Annotated in this window: 12 protein-coding genes, 14 tRNA genes and 3 rRNA genes; 21 read left to right on the forward strand and 8 right to left on the reverse strand. The window is 44.0% G+C overall.

The window, feature by feature from the left end:
• The first annotated feature begins 34 nt into the window (after positions 1-34).
• From ATB74_RS13115 to hemW, 5 genes are read left to right on the forward strand one after another with little or no spacing between them, the layout of a single operon-like run.
• Complete coding sequence (locus ATB74_RS13115) at positions 35-592, forward strand: YggT family protein (protein WP_017067798.1); 558 nt, start codon at positions 35-37, stop codon at positions 590-592.
• Positions 593-621: 29 nt separating this feature from the next.
• A complete protein-coding gene (gene yggU / locus ATB74_RS13120; protein ID WP_009847703.1) occupies positions 622-912 on the forward strand; it encodes a DUF167 family protein YggU in 291 nt (96 codons plus the stop codon).
• A gap of 28 nt (positions 913-940) precedes the next feature.
• Positions 941-1,372 carry a DUF4426 domain-containing protein gene (locus ATB74_RS13125; RefSeq protein WP_061018830.1) on the forward strand — a complete coding sequence of 144 codons (432 nt, stop codon included), beginning with the start codon at positions 941-943 and terminating at the stop codon, positions 1,370-1,372.
• Between the two features lie 46 nt (positions 1,373-1,418).
• Positions 1,419-2,018: an XTP/dITP diphosphatase gene (locus ATB74_RS13130; protein ID WP_060982718.1), complete on the forward strand. Its 600-nt coding sequence runs from the start codon at positions 1,419-1,421 to the stop codon at positions 2,016-2,018.
• Complete coding sequence (gene hemW / locus ATB74_RS13135; protein ID WP_061018833.1) at positions 2,018-3,205, forward strand: radical SAM family heme chaperone HemW; 1,188 nt, start codon at positions 2,018-2,020, stop codon at positions 3,203-3,205. Before ATB74_RS13130 ends, hemW begins: the two co-directional genes overlap by 1 nt.
• A 312-nt stretch (positions 3,206-3,517) precedes the next feature.
• On the opposite strand, the gene glsB is transcribed toward hemW, so the two are convergent.
• Complete coding sequence (gene glsB, locus ATB74_RS13140; protein ID WP_048611451.1) at positions 3,518-4,438, reverse strand: glutaminase B; 921 nt, start codon at positions 4,436-4,438, stop codon at positions 3,518-3,520.
• A 349-nt stretch (positions 4,439-4,787) separates the two neighbouring features.
• On the reverse strand, positions 4,788-5,507 hold the full coding sequence (gene trmB / locus ATB74_RS13145) for a tRNA (guanosine(46)-N7)-methyltransferase TrmB (RefSeq protein WP_061018835.1): 720 nt from the start codon (positions 5,505-5,507) through the stop codon (positions 4,788-4,790).
• A 165-nt stretch (positions 5,508-5,672) separates the two neighbouring features.
• On the opposite strand from trmB, the gene mutY reads away from it, so the two are divergent.
• From mutY to ATB74_RS13225, 16 genes are all read left to right on the forward strand, one after another.
• Positions 5,673-6,734 carry an A/G-specific adenine glycosylase gene (gene mutY, locus ATB74_RS13150; protein ID WP_061018837.1) on the forward strand — a complete coding sequence of 354 codons (1,062 nt, stop codon included), beginning with the start codon at positions 5,673-5,675 and terminating at the stop codon, positions 6,732-6,734.
• A gap of 28 nt (positions 6,735-6,762) precedes the next feature.
• Positions 6,763-7,035: an oxidative damage protection protein gene (locus ATB74_RS13155; protein WP_010435637.1), complete on the forward strand. Its 273-nt coding sequence runs from the start codon at positions 6,763-6,765 to the stop codon at positions 7,033-7,035.
• 69 nt (positions 7,036-7,104) lie between these two features.
• Positions 7,105-8,238 carry a membrane-bound lytic murein transglycosylase MltC gene (gene mltC, locus ATB74_RS13160; RefSeq protein WP_048615689.1) on the forward strand — a complete coding sequence of 378 codons (1,134 nt, stop codon included), beginning with the start codon at positions 7,105-7,107 and terminating at the stop codon, positions 8,236-8,238.
• Between the two features lie 103 nt (positions 8,239-8,341).
• A tRNA-Phe gene (locus ATB74_RS13165) sits at positions 8,342-8,417 on the forward strand.
• Positions 8,418-8,491: 74 nt separating this feature from the next.
• Positions 8,492-8,567 (forward strand) — tRNA-Thr (locus tag ATB74_RS13170).
• 7 nt (positions 8,568-8,574) lie between these two features.
• Positions 8,575-8,650, forward strand: a tRNA-Phe gene (locus tag ATB74_RS13175).
• 56 nt (positions 8,651-8,706) lie between these two features.
• A tRNA-Asn gene (locus ATB74_RS13180) sits at positions 8,707-8,782 on the forward strand.
• Positions 8,783-8,853: 71 nt separating this feature from the next.
• Positions 8,854-8,929, forward strand: a tRNA-Thr gene (locus ATB74_RS13185).
• 7 nt (positions 8,930-8,936) lie between these two features.
• A tRNA-Phe gene (locus tag ATB74_RS13190) sits at positions 8,937-9,012 on the forward strand.
• Positions 9,013-9,068: 56 nt separating this feature from the next.
• Positions 9,069-9,144, forward strand: a tRNA-Asn gene (locus ATB74_RS13195).
• A 382-nt stretch (positions 9,145-9,526) separates the two neighbouring features.
• On the forward strand, positions 9,527-11,152 hold the full coding sequence (locus tag ATB74_RS13200; RefSeq protein WP_061018839.1) for a methyl-accepting chemotaxis protein: 1,626 nt from the start codon (positions 9,527-9,529) through the stop codon (positions 11,150-11,152).
• A gap of 235 nt (positions 11,153-11,387) precedes the next feature.
• A tRNA-Phe gene (locus ATB74_RS13205) sits at positions 11,388-11,463 on the forward strand.
• Between the two features lie 56 nt (positions 11,464-11,519).
• A tRNA-Thr gene (locus tag ATB74_RS13210) sits at positions 11,520-11,595 on the forward strand.
• A gap of 24 nt (positions 11,596-11,619) precedes the next feature.
• A tRNA-Asn gene (locus ATB74_RS13215) sits at positions 11,620-11,695 on the forward strand.
• A 36-nt stretch (positions 11,696-11,731) separates the two neighbouring features.
• Positions 11,732-11,807: transfer RNA gene (locus ATB74_RS13220), tRNA-Thr, on the forward strand.
• 29 nt (positions 11,808-11,836) lie between these two features.
• Positions 11,837-11,912 (forward strand) — tRNA-Asn (locus ATB74_RS13225).
• Positions 11,913-12,256: 344 nt separating this feature from the next.
• Here ATB74_RS13225 and ATB74_RS13230 read toward each other — a convergent pair.
• The 6 genes from ATB74_RS13230 to ATB74_RS13260 all read right to left on the reverse strand — a co-directional run.
• Positions 12,257-12,652 (reverse strand): DUF2391 family protein, encoded by a 396-nt coding sequence (locus ATB74_RS13230; protein WP_017060180.1) that lies wholly within the window; start codon positions 12,650-12,652, stop codon positions 12,257-12,259.
• Between the two features lie 1,116 nt (positions 12,653-13,768).
• A tRNA-Asp gene (locus ATB74_RS13240) sits at positions 13,769-13,845 on the reverse strand.
• A gap of 30 nt (positions 13,846-13,875) precedes the next feature.
• Positions 13,876-13,991 (reverse strand): 5S ribosomal RNA (gene rrf / locus ATB74_RS13245).
• A gap of 41 nt (positions 13,992-14,032) precedes the next feature.
• Positions 14,033-14,109, reverse strand: a tRNA-Thr gene (locus ATB74_RS13250).
• 75 nt (positions 14,110-14,184) lie between these two features.
• Positions 14,185-14,300, reverse strand: a 5S ribosomal RNA gene (gene rrf, locus ATB74_RS13255).
• A 95-nt stretch (positions 14,301-14,395) separates the two neighbouring features.
• Positions 14,396-14,633, reverse strand: a 23S ribosomal RNA gene (locus ATB74_RS13260); the annotation flags it as partial.

The raw sequence follows: 14,633 nt of genomic DNA on the forward strand, positions 1-14,633 counted from the left end.
CTAAGCGACAAGTAAATCCGAAAAAGGAAACAATATGAACTCGATGAGCTTTCTGATCTCGACCGTTTTTGATCTTTACATCATGGTTGTGATCTTGCGTATCTGGCTACAAGCATCACGTGCAGATTTCTACAACCCATTCTCACAATTCATCGTAAAAGCGACACAACCGGTTGTTGCCCCACTACGCCGAGTTATTCCATCAATTGGCAGCCTAGATCTGGCGACGGTTGTTTTTGCTTATGTGCTGTGTGTACTTAAGTTCGTTGCTTTAAACCTTATTATCTCTGGCGGCGCTGCCGTTTTCGATATTAGCTTCCTTATCTTTGGCGCACTGTCTCTGCTCAAAGCGGCTGGTGGTTTAATTTTCTGGGTTCTACTTATCCGTGCAATCCTAAGTTGGGTAAGCCAAGGTCGTAGCCCAATCGAGTACGTGTTTCATCAACTGACTGAGCCAATGTTAGTACCTATCCGCCGTATCCTTCCAGACATGGGTGGTTTCGACCTAAGCGTGTTAGTTCTGTTCATTGTTCTGCAATTTGCGAACTTCCTAATGGGCGACATGATTGGTCCTATTTGGTATCAGCTATAATTCAAGTACGAACATTAGGTACTTTGACGATGCCAAAAGCGGTTTGGGCCGAGGAAGACGATATTCTTCTTAGGCTCTATATCCAACCCAAAGCAAGCCGAGACAAAATTGTCGGCTTGCACGGTGAAGAACTGAAAATTGCCATTACTGCACCACCGGTTGATGGCAAAGCCAATGCCCATTTAGCGAAATACCTTGCGAAACAGTTTAAGGTCGCCAAAGGGCAAATTAAGATAGAGAAGGGAGAGCTAGGTAGGCATAAGCAAGTTCGAATATGCTCGCCAAGCCAAATCCCAACTGAAGTCAAAGCCATCCTATGATGGCTTTTTGCTATTTATTGGAGTCATTATGCGTCTATGGATTACAGCACTACTCACCGCTCTTGTTGCCTTACCGAGCTCAGCAGGACAGTTTAAGAACATTAAGGATGTCGAGGTTCATTACTCGGCTTTTAATTCTACGTTTTTAACTGCGCAAGTCGCTAAGCAATACAAACTTAAACGAAATGGATACTCAGCAATCCTCAACATCAGCGTGTTAGACAAGGCTTCCCTAGGCAAGCCTGCTACAACGGCTAAAATTACGGGAACAGCGAAGAACCTCGTTGGAAACACCCGAACTTTGAAGTTTCGAGAAATCAAAGAAGGTGATGCGATCTATTACCTTGCTGAGTTCCCTGTAACTCACGAAGAGAACATCACCTTTAACATCGATGTTAACGCAGGCTTGAAAGGCACTGGCCCACTGCGCTTCACACAGAAATTCTATATAGAAGAGTAAGCTATCCCTTACTTTTCATTTATTCACTTATTAGAGTCACATTCCCATGAGCAAGATTGTTTTAGCAACAGGCAACCAAGGTAAAGTTCGCGAGATGGCAGATATTCTGTCTGAGTTTGGTTTTGACGTGGTCGCACAAAGTGAATTTAACGTTTCAGAAGTCGCTGAAACGGGGACAACTTTCATTGAAAATGCCATCATCAAAGCTCGCCACGCAGCGAAAGAAACCGGGTTGCCTGCCATTGCTGACGACTCAGGTTTAGAGGTTGATTATTTAAATGGTGCGCCAGGTATCTACTCTGCACGTTACTCAGGTGAAGGGGCAACCGATAAGCAGAACATCGAAAAATTGCTAAACGCGATGCAAGGTGTCGAAACTGAAAAGCGTACTGCGCGTTTCCACTGTGTGTTGGTGCTAATGCGTCACGAGAATGATCCAACACCTCTAGTATGTCACGGTAAATGGGAAGGTCGTATTCTTACTGAAGAACACGGTGAAAATGGCTTTGGCTACGATCCTGTATTCTTTGTACCTGAAGATAACTGCGCATCAGCTGAGCTTGAACCGTCACGCAAAAAGCAACTATCACACCGTGGTAAAGCGCTTGCGTCACTATTCAAGACTCTCAAGGAGCAAGCTCTGTAATGCACGATGCAGCGCTAATACCACCCGCACTTAGCCTCTATGTCCACATCCCATGGTGTGTACAAAAGTGTCCGTATTGTGATTTTAACTCTCACGCCCTCAAAGCCGAGATCCCTGAAAAAGAGTACATTGATGCGCTGCTTGAGGATCTCGATACCGATATCGAAAAATATCAGCTCAATGGTATGCCTCGTCCATTGCACTCAATCTTTATAGGTGGAGGAACTCCGAGTTTATTCTCTCCTGAAGGAATCGGGCGGTTACTACAAGGTATTGAGCAACGTATTCCGTTCAAACCTGAAATAGAAATCACCATGGAAGCCAACCCGGGAACTATCGAAGCTGAGCGTTTTGCAGGTTACCAAAAGGCAGGAGTGAGTCGAATCTCGGTGGGTGTGCAAAGTTTTGAGCAAGATAAGCTTGAAAGACTTGGGCGTATTCATGGTCAAGACGAAGCTGTGAATGCCGCTCATTTAGCGCATAAAATTGGATTGAATAGCTTCAATCTAGACTTAATGCACGGCTTACCCGATCAGAGCATTGATCAGGCACTGTCTGATTTAGACAAAGCGATCGAGCTCGATCCTCCGCATTTATCTTGGTATCAGCTAACAATAGAACCTAACACCATGTTCTATTACAAAACGCCAAAACTGCCTGATGATGATGACTTGTGGGATATCTTCGACTTAGGCCATAAGAAGCTTGCTGACGCGGGTTATGTACAGTACGAAATCTCAGGCTACAGCAAGCCAGGATATCAATGCCAACATAACCTCAACTACTGGCGCTTCGGTGACTACTTAGGTATTGGCTGTGGCTCTCATGGCAAGCTGAGCTTTGCTGATGGGCGCATTGTTCGCACTACTAAGGTTAAGCATCCTAGAGGCTACCTAGCAGCGTACCAGAACATGGTGAAGCCTTATCTATCAGACGAATTTGAAGTGCCTAATGAAGACCGCCCTTTTGAATTCTTCATGAACCGCTTCAGGCTAGTGGAAGCATGTCCAAAGCAAGATTTTATCGATACGACTGGGCTTGGTTTTGACTCGATTCAAGAAACTATTGAATGGGCAAAAGAGCTAGGCTACTTGAATGAAACCGACACGCACTGGCAGATCACAGAAAAAGGGAAGCTATTCCTCAACGATTTGCTGGAAGCCTTTATGGCAGAAGAAAACGAATAGTTCGAGATTCGAGATTCGAGATTCGAGATTCGAGATTCGAGATTCGAGATTCGAGATTCGAGATTCGAGAAGTATTGCGTAAGGGTTGGCTTTAGGGTCAACCCTTTTCTAATTTGCACGCCGACAAATAATAGATTCCCGATTACGCTCCTTCGTCGCTATCGGGAATGACGGGTATCAAACAAGTCTTATCCCCCAAGAAGTTAGGGGCCAGTACGTCGAAAGTTACAAACAACACCGTCATCCTCAAGAACGAGGGACGAGTGAGTTGGGGATCTCTTGCAAATGTAGAACCCCAACTAAAAAGCGCTTTTAAAAAATAGAACGACCTATACGCTCTGAAAGCAGTTCTAGTGCTTTAGTACCTGCTAAAGAGTTACCCGACGGATCAAGCTCTGGAGACCACACCGCAATCGTCATTTCGCCAGGAACGATAGCAATAATACCGCCACCTACCCCCGATTTTCCTGGCATACCAACACGGTAAGCAAACTCACCAGCCCCATCATACAAACCGCACGTCGCAAGCAAAGCATTCAACTGCTTGGTTTGAACTGGCGTGATGATCTCTTTCTTGGTTTGAACCGAGACTCCTTTGTTTGCCAAATAGCTAAAGGTTTTTGCCAAGTCCACACACGTCATTTTAAGCGCACAGGCATGAAAGTAGTTATTCAGAACCGGGATAACATCATTTTCAAAGTTACCAAATGAACGCATCAAGTAAGCGATAGCCGCATTACGATCGCTGTGCATCATTTCTGAAGCCGCTACTATCTTGTCATAGACGATATGAGTGTCGCCCGATAACTGGCGCACAAACTCCAGCAAACGATGTCTAGGCGCTGACAGGCGACTTTGTAATAGATCCGCTACGACAATAGCACCCGCATTGATAAACGGGTTACGGGGAATCCCCTGCTCCATCTCAAGCTGAATCATCGAGTTAAAGGCTTGACCAGAAGGCTCTTTGCCAACACGTTGCCAAATCTCTTCAGGCTTGTATAACACCATAGCTAACGTAAGGCTCAGGGCTTTAGAGATAGATTGCACAGAAAATGCTTCTTCAGCATCGCCTGCTTTAATCACCTCACCTTCATTGGTGTATACCGCGATCGCCAGTTTCTGGTTCGATACGCGAGCCAGTGCTGGGATATAATCAGCGACCTTTCCCTGTCCAATTAAAGGACGAACTTCGTCTAAGATCTCGGCTAAAATAGCTTGAGTTGGTTTCATGTGCGCTTACTTCTATATTGTTATTTTTGTAGGGGTGTAACATATACCAATCGTAGTAAATAACTGCTCACTCTAGCTTGTTAAAATGCTCGATAACTGCGTTAGAATTTTTGATTGTAGAGTAACTACTTATCGAAAAATACTGCCTTGTTCTCAAGCCTTTTTCCTACGCTATTTCTGATCACTTACTTACTGTGACTGGTATTACTTTCTGTCCTTAAGCCTTTACTGAAATAAAAGCCTAAGGACAAAAAAGCCAACATTACAATAATGTTGGCTTTAATCAATCCCATAAAGTGTAGGGGTTAAATCCTAAGTCGGATTGCCCTTCACTTAATTTGATTCGAAGTTACTTAGTACGCTTGAACTTAATGTCCCAAACACCATGACCCAAACGGTGGCCACGAGCTTCAAACTTAGTTAGCGGGCGCTCATCCGGGCGAGGAATGTAATCACCATCTTCAGCGATGTTTTCGAAGCCTGGAGCTAAGTTCATCACTTCAATCATATGTTCTGCGTAGTTTTCCCAGTCTGTTGCCATGTGGAAAATACCAGTATCAAGTTGAAGCTTGCCGCGAACCATCTCTGCAAACTCAGCCTTAACGATACGACGTTTATGGTGACGAGCTTTGTGCCATGGGTCAGGGAAGAACAGTTGCAGTGTATGCAGGCTGCTATCTGGAATCATGTGTTCGAATACTTCTACTGCATCGTGACACATTACACGCAGGTTAGTTACGCCAGCATCGCGAGCGGTACCTAAACACGCACCAACACCTGGGCTATGAACTTCAATACCTAAGAAGTTTTTCTCAGGTGCGTTCTTTGCCATTTCAACCAGTGATGCACCCATACCGAAGCCAATCTCTAGTACAACCGGGTTATCGTTGCCAAATACTTCTTTCCAGTTAAGAAGCTCTGGGTTGTAGTCGATACCCATTGTTGGCCAACATTCATTCATCGCGTTTTCTTGGCCTTTTGTTAAGCGGCCTTCGCGGCGAACAAAACTACGGATCTTACGAACCAGTTTGCCGTCTTCAGTATATTCGTTAGTGGTCACTTCACTCATTGATTTTTGCCTGCACATTGATTAATCAAAGCGGGGATTATCCAAAGAATTGCCTTCGAAGCAAGTCTTTCCGTGGATAAATTCCCACACAATTTGTCTGTTTTACATCCAACGTTAAGTGTGGTGCAATTTCGCTTCTAATAATAGCAAAGCATAGAGCATGTCGTGACTCCTTTCGCAACCGCCATATTAAAGTGGTATGACGCCTACGGGCGTAAAGAATTACCTTGGCAACACAACAAAACCGCCTATACCGTTTGGCTATCTGAAATTATGCTTCAGCAAACTCAAGTCGCCACGGTGATCCCATACTACCAACGCTTCTTGGAACGGTTTCCTACGGTTATCGACCTAGCGAACGCCGAACAAGATGAGGTGCTCCACTTATGGACAGGGCTTGGTTATTACGCACGAGCTCGTAATCTACACAAAGCAGCTAAGATCGTTGCTGAGCAGTATGGTGGTGAATTTCCGCTGTCTATCGAAGAGATGAACGCGCTACCGGGGATTGGTCGCTCAACAGCAGCAGCCGTCTTATCATCGGTTCATAAGCTTCCTCATGCGATTCTTGATGGCAATGTAAAACGAACGCTTGCGAGAAGCTTTGCCGTTGAAGGTTGGCCGGGGCAAAAGAAAGTCGAGAACCAGCTATGGGAACATGCCGAAGCTCATACTCCGAAGAAAGATGTCGATAAGTACAATCAAGCTATGATGGACATGGGTGCCATGGTTTGTACTCGTAGCAAGCCTAAGTGCACCTTGTGCCCGATTGAAAGCATGTGTGAGGCCAAGAAGCTCGATAGACAGCTCGACTTCCCAGGCAAAAAGCCTAAAAAAGAAAAGCCAGTAAAAGAAACATGGTTTGTGATTCTGTATCACGACAACCAAGTGTGGCTCGAACAGCGCCCTCAATCTGGTATCTGGGGCGGATTGTTTTGTTTCCCTCAAAATGAAAACGCAGAGATCGAACATCAACTAGATCTTCGTTCGATCAAAGACACTGAAACCGATTCGATCAAGACCATGATTGCGTTTAGGCACACTTTCAGCCACTACCACTTAGATATCACGCCAGTATTAGTGAAATTAGATAAACAACCAGATTTGATAATGGAAGGGACTAAAGGTCTCTGGTATAACTTATCAAAACCGGAAGAAATTGGCCTAGCAGCTCCAGTAAAGCAGCTTATTGAGAGCCTACCCTTTGAACTGAACGACGACGTTTGAATCAACGAACGCGATAAGAGGAACCACTATGAGCCGCACTGTATTTTGTGCTCGCCTTCAAAAAGATGCTGAAGGCCTAGATTTTCAACTTTACCCAGGTGACTTAGGTAAGCGTATCTTTGACAACGTGTCTAAAGAAGCTTGGGGACAATGGCAAAGCAAGCAAACTATGCTTATCAATGAAAAGAAGCTAAACATGATGGATCCTGAGCATCGTAAACTTCTTGAAACTGAGATGGTTAACTTCCTTTTCGAAGGTAAAGATGTCGTAATTGATGGCTATACTCCACCAAGCGAATAAGACATTTATTTAAGCAATTTTTAATGACATCATGGTTAACGCTGCGATGTCATTTTTGTATGAGGAACTATGAAAAAGCTAAGTTACTTCCTAACAGCCATGTTATTAACTGGCTGCAGCCGTGAATTTGTCGAAAGCATTTATGATGTCAATTACGAGCCGACCAACCGATTTGTAAGCAATTTGGCAGAGCTACCTGGTCAGTTTGAAAAAGACACCGGAGCACTAGATGCTTTGATTAATAGCTTTTCTGGTAATATCCAAAAACGCTGGGGCAGTAGTGAAGTAAAGATGGCAGGTAAGAGTAACTATGTGAAATACATAGATAATTACCTAAGCCGCTCCGAAGTGAACTTTAGCGAAGGCCTCATAACGGTAGAAACGGTCTCCTCGACTGAACCTAAAAAACACCTCAAAAACGCAATCATGACAACGCTTTTGACGCCAGATGATCCAGCGCATGTCGACCTATTCTCTTCCAAAAGCATCAAATTGGAAGGCAGGCCTTTCCTCTACAACCAAGTTGTAGACCAAGAAAAGAAGCCTATCCAATGGTCTTGGCGCGCTAACCAGTTCGCTGATTACCTGATCGCTAATAACCTAAAAACCAAAGAAGTCGACTTTAAAAAAGCCTATTACGTTGAGATCCCAATGGTGGCCGATCACGCCAGTCAGCGTAGTTATCAATACGCCGATATCGTTCGACGAGCATCTCAGCGTTACGACATTCCTGAAGACTTGATCTACGCTATTATCAAAACAGAGAGTAGTTTCAACCCCTACGCGGTGAGCTGGGCGAATGCATACGGTCTTATGCAGGTGGTGCCTAAAACCGCTGGTCGAGATGTGTTTAAGTTAGTAAAGAACAAGCCTGGAGAGCCAAGTCCTGAGTATTTATTCAATCCAGAAAACAACATTGATGCTGGCACCGCATACTTTTACATACTCAAAAATCGTTATTTGAAAGATGTAAAACACCCGACAACGCTCGAGTACAGCATGATTTCAGCATACAACGGCGGCACAGGTGGCGTACTCAATACCTTCAGTAAGGACAGAAAGCGAGCAATGCGAGACCTAAACTCGCTGCAACCTAGCCAAGCGTACTGGGCACTTACTAAAAAGCACCCAAACAAAGAGTCGCGCCGATACTTAGAAAAAGTAACAAAATTCAAGAAAGATTTTAACCAAGGTAAAACGTAAGCCTCACTTTTGAATAAAAAAACAACTAACGAACGTTTTTTTTAATTATTTTCAAAAAAGGTGTTGACGGTTATGAAGAAAATCCGTTTAATAGCGCTCCGTTGCCCGGATAGCTCAGTCGGTAGAGCAGAGGATTGAAAATCCTCGTGTCGGTGGTTCGATTCCGCCTCCGGGCACCACAATTTGATTTGTTGGTGTCAACACTCTTTAACAGGGAGTAGCAGCACGGACAAAAGCATAAAGAATTTAGTGTGCCGACTTAGCTCAGTAGGTAGAGCAACTGACTTGTAATCAGTAGGTCACCAGTTCGACTCCGGTAGTCGGCACCATTCTTTTGCCTCGATAGCTCAGTCGGTAGAGCAGCGGATTGAAAATCCGCGTGTCGGTGGTTCGATTCCGCCTCGAGGCACCATTATTTGGTACTTAACAAATAATGGTCTTTATAGACCTGATGTTGAGACAAGTAATTCCCCTTTAGTTCAGTTGGTAGAACGGCGGACTGTTAATCCGTATGTCGCAAGTTCAAGTCTTGCAAGGGGAGCCATTTTTAAAGGACTTCATTTTATATGAGGTTTTAATTGAAGAGTTTAACTCTTTAAGCAAAGAATTTAGTGTGCCGACTTAGCTCAGTAGGTAGAGCAACTGACTTGTAATCAGTAGGTCACCAGTTCGACTCCGGTAGTCGGCACCATTCTTTTGCCTCGATAGCTCAGTCGGTAGAGCAGCGGATTGAAAATCCGCGTGTCGGTGGTTCGATTCCGCCTCGAGGCACCATTATTTGGTACTTAACAAATAATGGTCTTTATAGACCTGATGTTGAGACAAGTAATTCCCCTTTAGTTCAGTTGGTAGAACGGCGGACTGTTAATCCGTATGTCGCAAGTTCAAGTCTTGCAAGGGGAGCCACATTCAAGAAAGCCAAGTCGAAAGACTTGGCTTTTTTTCGTTTGGATAAAAACAAACTCTATTCAATATACACATCAGCTCCTCACTAACTCTTAATCAGTCTCGATAAATTGAGTTATCTCCTTCTAGTACTCTTACTACAGCAGTTGATTCTAAGTTCTATAAAGCATATACATTCCAACAGAACCAACTCCTTCCAAAGTTCATGACCCGCTAATCTTCACATTAAAACAAACAGAACCAAGTTTTGTTACTTTTTTTTCTTCGAAAATTTAATCTCTATCATACTTTGATATCTTTCTAATATCTGCCTTACACCACTTAGATTAAGATTCGATGAATTATACCTAATACTAATTATTGAATCGCTGCGCGGGGAAATATGAAACTAAAAACGCAAGCTTACTTATTATCCGGCATCATCTTGATCGCCCTGCTAGCACTGACGGCCACTGGTTTATGGACATTGAGAGTCGCTAGCAATATGGACAACAAGGCTCGCGTGACCGAGCTATTTAAGAGTGCATACAGCATCCTTACTGAAGTCGAGAAGATGGCGATTGATGGCACTCTAGAAGAAGAGCAAGCTAAGCAACTGGCTACTCGCCTTCTTCGCAACAACATCTATAAAGATAATGAATATGTTTACGTAGCCGATGAGAACATGACGTTTGTCGCGACACCATTAGATCCTCAACTACACGGAACCAGTTTTAACGACTTTAAAGATGGCAACGGGAATAGTGTTGGTCAGCTAATCCAAAGAGTACTTGGTAATCGTACTGGGCAGATCATTGAGTACACCTGGACACAAAAACTGCCAGATGGAACGATTGAAGAAAAACTGTCTATAGCAGAGAAAACACCACATTGGGGCTGGGTTGTCGGCACAGGTATCGGGTTCAATGAAGTTAACGCTCGTTTCTGGTCTACCGCTCAATGGCAGCTGTTCCTTTGTGTCGTGATTGCTGGTCTTATTCTATCGAGCCTAATTGTATCTATTAAACGCATGCTAGCGCTTCTTGGTGGCGAACCTAAAGATGTAAGAGAAGCTGTACAAGCCGTAGCACAAGGTCGAATTCAAACCTCTTTCGAAACTCAGGCGACAGACGGCAGTATTTACCACGCCGTACAACAAATGAGTAAGTCACTGGCTGAGTTGGTATCAAACCTGGACGCTTCAATGCTGGCATTAAGGGGAGAACTGCAGCGCGTAGAAGACCGTGCTGGGTCAATTGCTCAACTAACAGAGACCCAACAGCAATCAACAGAGATGATTGCGACAGCAATGACCGAGATGGCCTCTTCAGCCAATAACGTTGCTGATTCAGCTAGCGATACTGCCCGCAACACCGACGAGGCCGATAAACAGAGCCAGCATACCCAACAACTGATTCACAACACAGTAGACAACATCCAAGGCCTAGCAGGCCAACTAGGCACAGCAAGCGAAGCTGTCGCTAACCTAGATAACGATGTAAACAACATTGCGAAAGTATTAGATGTGATTGGTGATATAGCGGAGCAAACTAACCTGTTGGCACTTAACGCAGCCATTGAAGCAGCTCGAGCTGGCGAACAAGGCCGTGGATTTGCGGTTGTAGCAGATGAGGTTCGTAACCTTGCAGGTCGAACACAATCAAGCACTAAAGAAATTCAGTTAATGATTAATAACCTTCAAGACGGATCTCGCAACGCAATTCAAACTATGGAAGTTTGTGCCGCGACCAGTGAAAGCACCGTAACAGAGTCTCAAAACGCCTCTGAAGCACTGCAACAGATTGTTGTCGCATTAGAGTCGATTTCATCAATGAGTCATCAAATCGCAACAGCGGCCGCTGAGCAGACTCAGGTGAGCGATGATATATCGAAGCGTATCAACATGATCGAAGAGAGCGGCAACCAACTGAGCAATGTCGTGACAGAAAGTCATAACAGTACCCAAACTCTCGCCTCCCTTTCTAATGAATTAGAAGCTTGGGTTAATAGGTTTGAAGTAAAACACTAAACTCTCTAGAAATTTTTTAAATAAAAAAGCACGTTTTCATACGTGCTTTTTTTATTTCGGCGCCCATTCAGTGTAGTTAACCGTAGTTTTACTATCTATTAGGGCATGCTAGACCTAGGTTTTTCACCCCAAATGAGCAAAAACAACCCACTAAGTATAGAAAAACATCAAACGATACTTTTTTTGCAATTTAATGTTGACCCAGAACGCGAAAACACGTTTAATACACCTCGTCGCCCGGATAGCTCAGTCGGTAGAGCAGAGGATTGAAAATCCTCGTGTCGGTGGTTCGATTCCGCCTCCGGGCACCACAATTTATTTGTTGGTGTCCTAGACAACAACAGTAAAGCACAAAGAAATATTATGTGCCGACTTAGCTCAGTAGGTAGAGCAACTGACTTGTAATCAGTAGGTCACCAGTTCGACTCCGGTAGTCGGCACCATTTCTTTAAAGCTTTAAGAATAATTCCCCTTTAGTTCAGTTGGTAGAACGGCGGACTGTTAATCCGTATGTCGCAAGTTCAAGTCTTGCAAGGGGAGCCAAGTTAATCATCAAGCATAAGCTTTTTGATTCATGATGCCGACTTAGCTCAGTAGGTAGAGCAACTGACTTGTAATCAGTAGGTCACCAGTTCGATTCCGGTAGTCGGCACCATTCTCTTGATTAGAGACTAAACAATCAATTCCCCTTTAGTTCAGTTGGTAGAACGGCGGACTGTTAATCCGTATGTCGCAAGTTCAAGTCTTGCAAGGGGAGCCAATTAAAAGAAGCCGCATCATTGATGCGGCTTTTTTGCATCTAAAGATCATAACTTCTCAATACAACTACCCTCACATTTCAAATATCATATTCAATTCAAAAACCAACCGTTTTTATATCTATCCAAGGCTACAAATCTTCGCGACTTAACTCTCTTCAAAATCGCCCAACAACAAACGAGACATTCACGTAAGAGTCACTCATAGTACGTTACTACTCATTTATTATTGAGAAGATCGGTTGAAAAAAATCAATGCTAAGCCTAGAAATGAGAAAGCTAAATAACAAATCAAATAAGCGCTAGAAAAGCTCTGTAAGGCACTTCAATCTAAATGACACACAGGTTACTCTTTATCAAAACTATCCACTACAATAGCGCCCATAGAGGCTGGCATTGAAATAACAATCACTCTTTTGATCGATACGACGGGATCACTCAATAGAGGTAATTTGTCTAGGCAAGTCAGTACCAAAGCAACGACCAATGCCGTCATAACATAAGCAATCACTATTCTGAAAATAAACACCGGCAACCGAGCAACAACATCTTTTTGAAAGACACTCTCATACGTATAGAAGCCTAAGAACACCGCAGACAGTAAAAATAGCAGCAATAGATTAGCGGTAGGTAAAGTCTCCCCTAACTTCCAAGCCTCTTCAGAAAAAGAAATCGGCACGGCCAAGGCAAAAGATCCCACAAAGATCTGGCTCGCATCTTCAAAGTTAAAACTCAATTTCATAATTCGACCCATTAGGTTTAAGGCTTTATCCAGCTCTTAAAATAATCACAAAACTATCCGCCGATGGTTTCGGGGATTTTCTATTCTTACTAAGCAAACAGTAGTGACCTTCTAGCTCATCTTAGTCGCAATAACCAAAACATAGCTTGAACTAACCAACAAGAAATCAATATGTTCAGAGCTAAGTGGTCAAACAACTAATTCATATCGAGTCAACAAGCACATCAGAATCGAAGACAGACCGGTAAACATCCTAAAATACCATCCTCTAGAACCAGAGAACATCGCAATCAGTTGGGGGGTGAACCTCACTGCACGTGTAGGCACGGATACGAGGGATGCTTTATTTCTTAGCTTATATATCCCTTAAGCACAACTTTGGAGCACAACCTGCGACTCTCACCTTCAAAGTGAATCAGGCACACCTTCCCCTTTGGAATGCTTCGAACAAAGCGCTTGATGCTATTGAGAGTGGTTTTAGCATAATGCACAACAAAAGCATCAAGTCGACTTATTAAGGGCTCTAGCGTTCTTAGCTGGAAGCTCCAAGATAGAACCCTAATTACACATCAGAACTATCCTCCAGATTCACTGACAGGACAGAAGTCAGGTTTCCTCGGCGAAGGGCTGTTAGCTAATACTGAGAGCCACTCACTTAATAAAGGAAACATCTACAGCGCAGAGTAAGTAGGATGGGGTGTAAGGCTTGTATAACTCAAGTATTGATAAGGGGGTCAGTTCAGTCTCATAAACCTAACTTACAGCGCGTATGGCTCGAGTATCTGAATGCTAAACTTAAAGCTATATACGTTTGAAATCATGCTCGAGTCACCACACAGCTAGAATCAGAAATGATGTAGTCGTAATCATGAGTTGGTTTTGGGGAACACCTAAGCTAAGAACTGTGGGCTACGGGAAAATCTTTTATGTAAGTTATTCGACTGACGTGCGAAACACTATGATTTAGATGCAAAAAAAACCGCGATTTCTAGCGAGGTTTATTATAAATGGCGGAGTAGCTAGGATCTCAGGCGACCGGATCTCGTGGTTGGAGACCGAATTATCGATACCCAGAAACGACGAAAGCCTAGTCATAAGACTAGGCTTTCTAATAAGTGGCGGAGTGGACGGGACTCGAACCCGCGACCCCCGGCGTGACAGGCCGGTATTCTAACCAACTGAACTACCACTCCGCAGTGTCTATTCAGCTTAAAGCAATTTGAGCCTGACGATGTCCTACTCTCACATGGGGAAGCCCCACACTACCATCGGCGCTATTGTGTTTCACTTCTGAGTTCGGCATGGAATCAGGTGGGTCCACAATGCTATGGTCGTCAAACAAATTCTGTTGTTAACTTGAATAACCAAATCAACTAAATATGGTGCTGATACCCAGACTCGAACTGGGGACCTCACCCTTACCAAGGGTGCGCTCTACCGGGCTGAGCTATATCAGCAGTTCAAGAATCATTTAAAGACGATTCTGAAAAATTTTTGTCTTCACTTTTCAAAAAAGTGAAAATAAATTTGGAGCCTGGCGATGTCCTACTCTCACATGGGGAAGCCCCACACTACCATCGGCGCTATTGTGTTTCACTTCTGAGTTCGGCATGGAATCAGGTGGGTCCACAATGCTATGGTCGCCAAGCAAATTTTAAAATTCGGAAAGCTAATCTAAAAGTTAATTCTCATCAAACTCATTCAAGGTATTTCTTTGAGTCCACAAAACCCCTTGGGTGTTGTATGGTTAAGCCTCACGGGCAATTAGTACAGGTTAGCTCAATGCCTCGCAGCACTTACACACCCTGCCTATCAACGTCGTAGTCTACGACAACCCTTTAGGACGCTTATAGCGCCAGGGAAAACTCATCTCAAGGCTCGCTTCCCGCTTAGATGCTTTCAGCGGTTATCGATTCCGAACTTAGCTACCGGGCAATGCCATTGGCATGACAACCCGAACACCAGAGGTTCGTCCACTCCG

Source organism: Vibrio splendidus, from assembly GCF_001557875.1.
Classification (GTDB): domain Bacteria; phylum Pseudomonadota; class Gammaproteobacteria; order Enterobacterales; family Vibrionaceae; genus Vibrio; species Vibrio splendidus_F.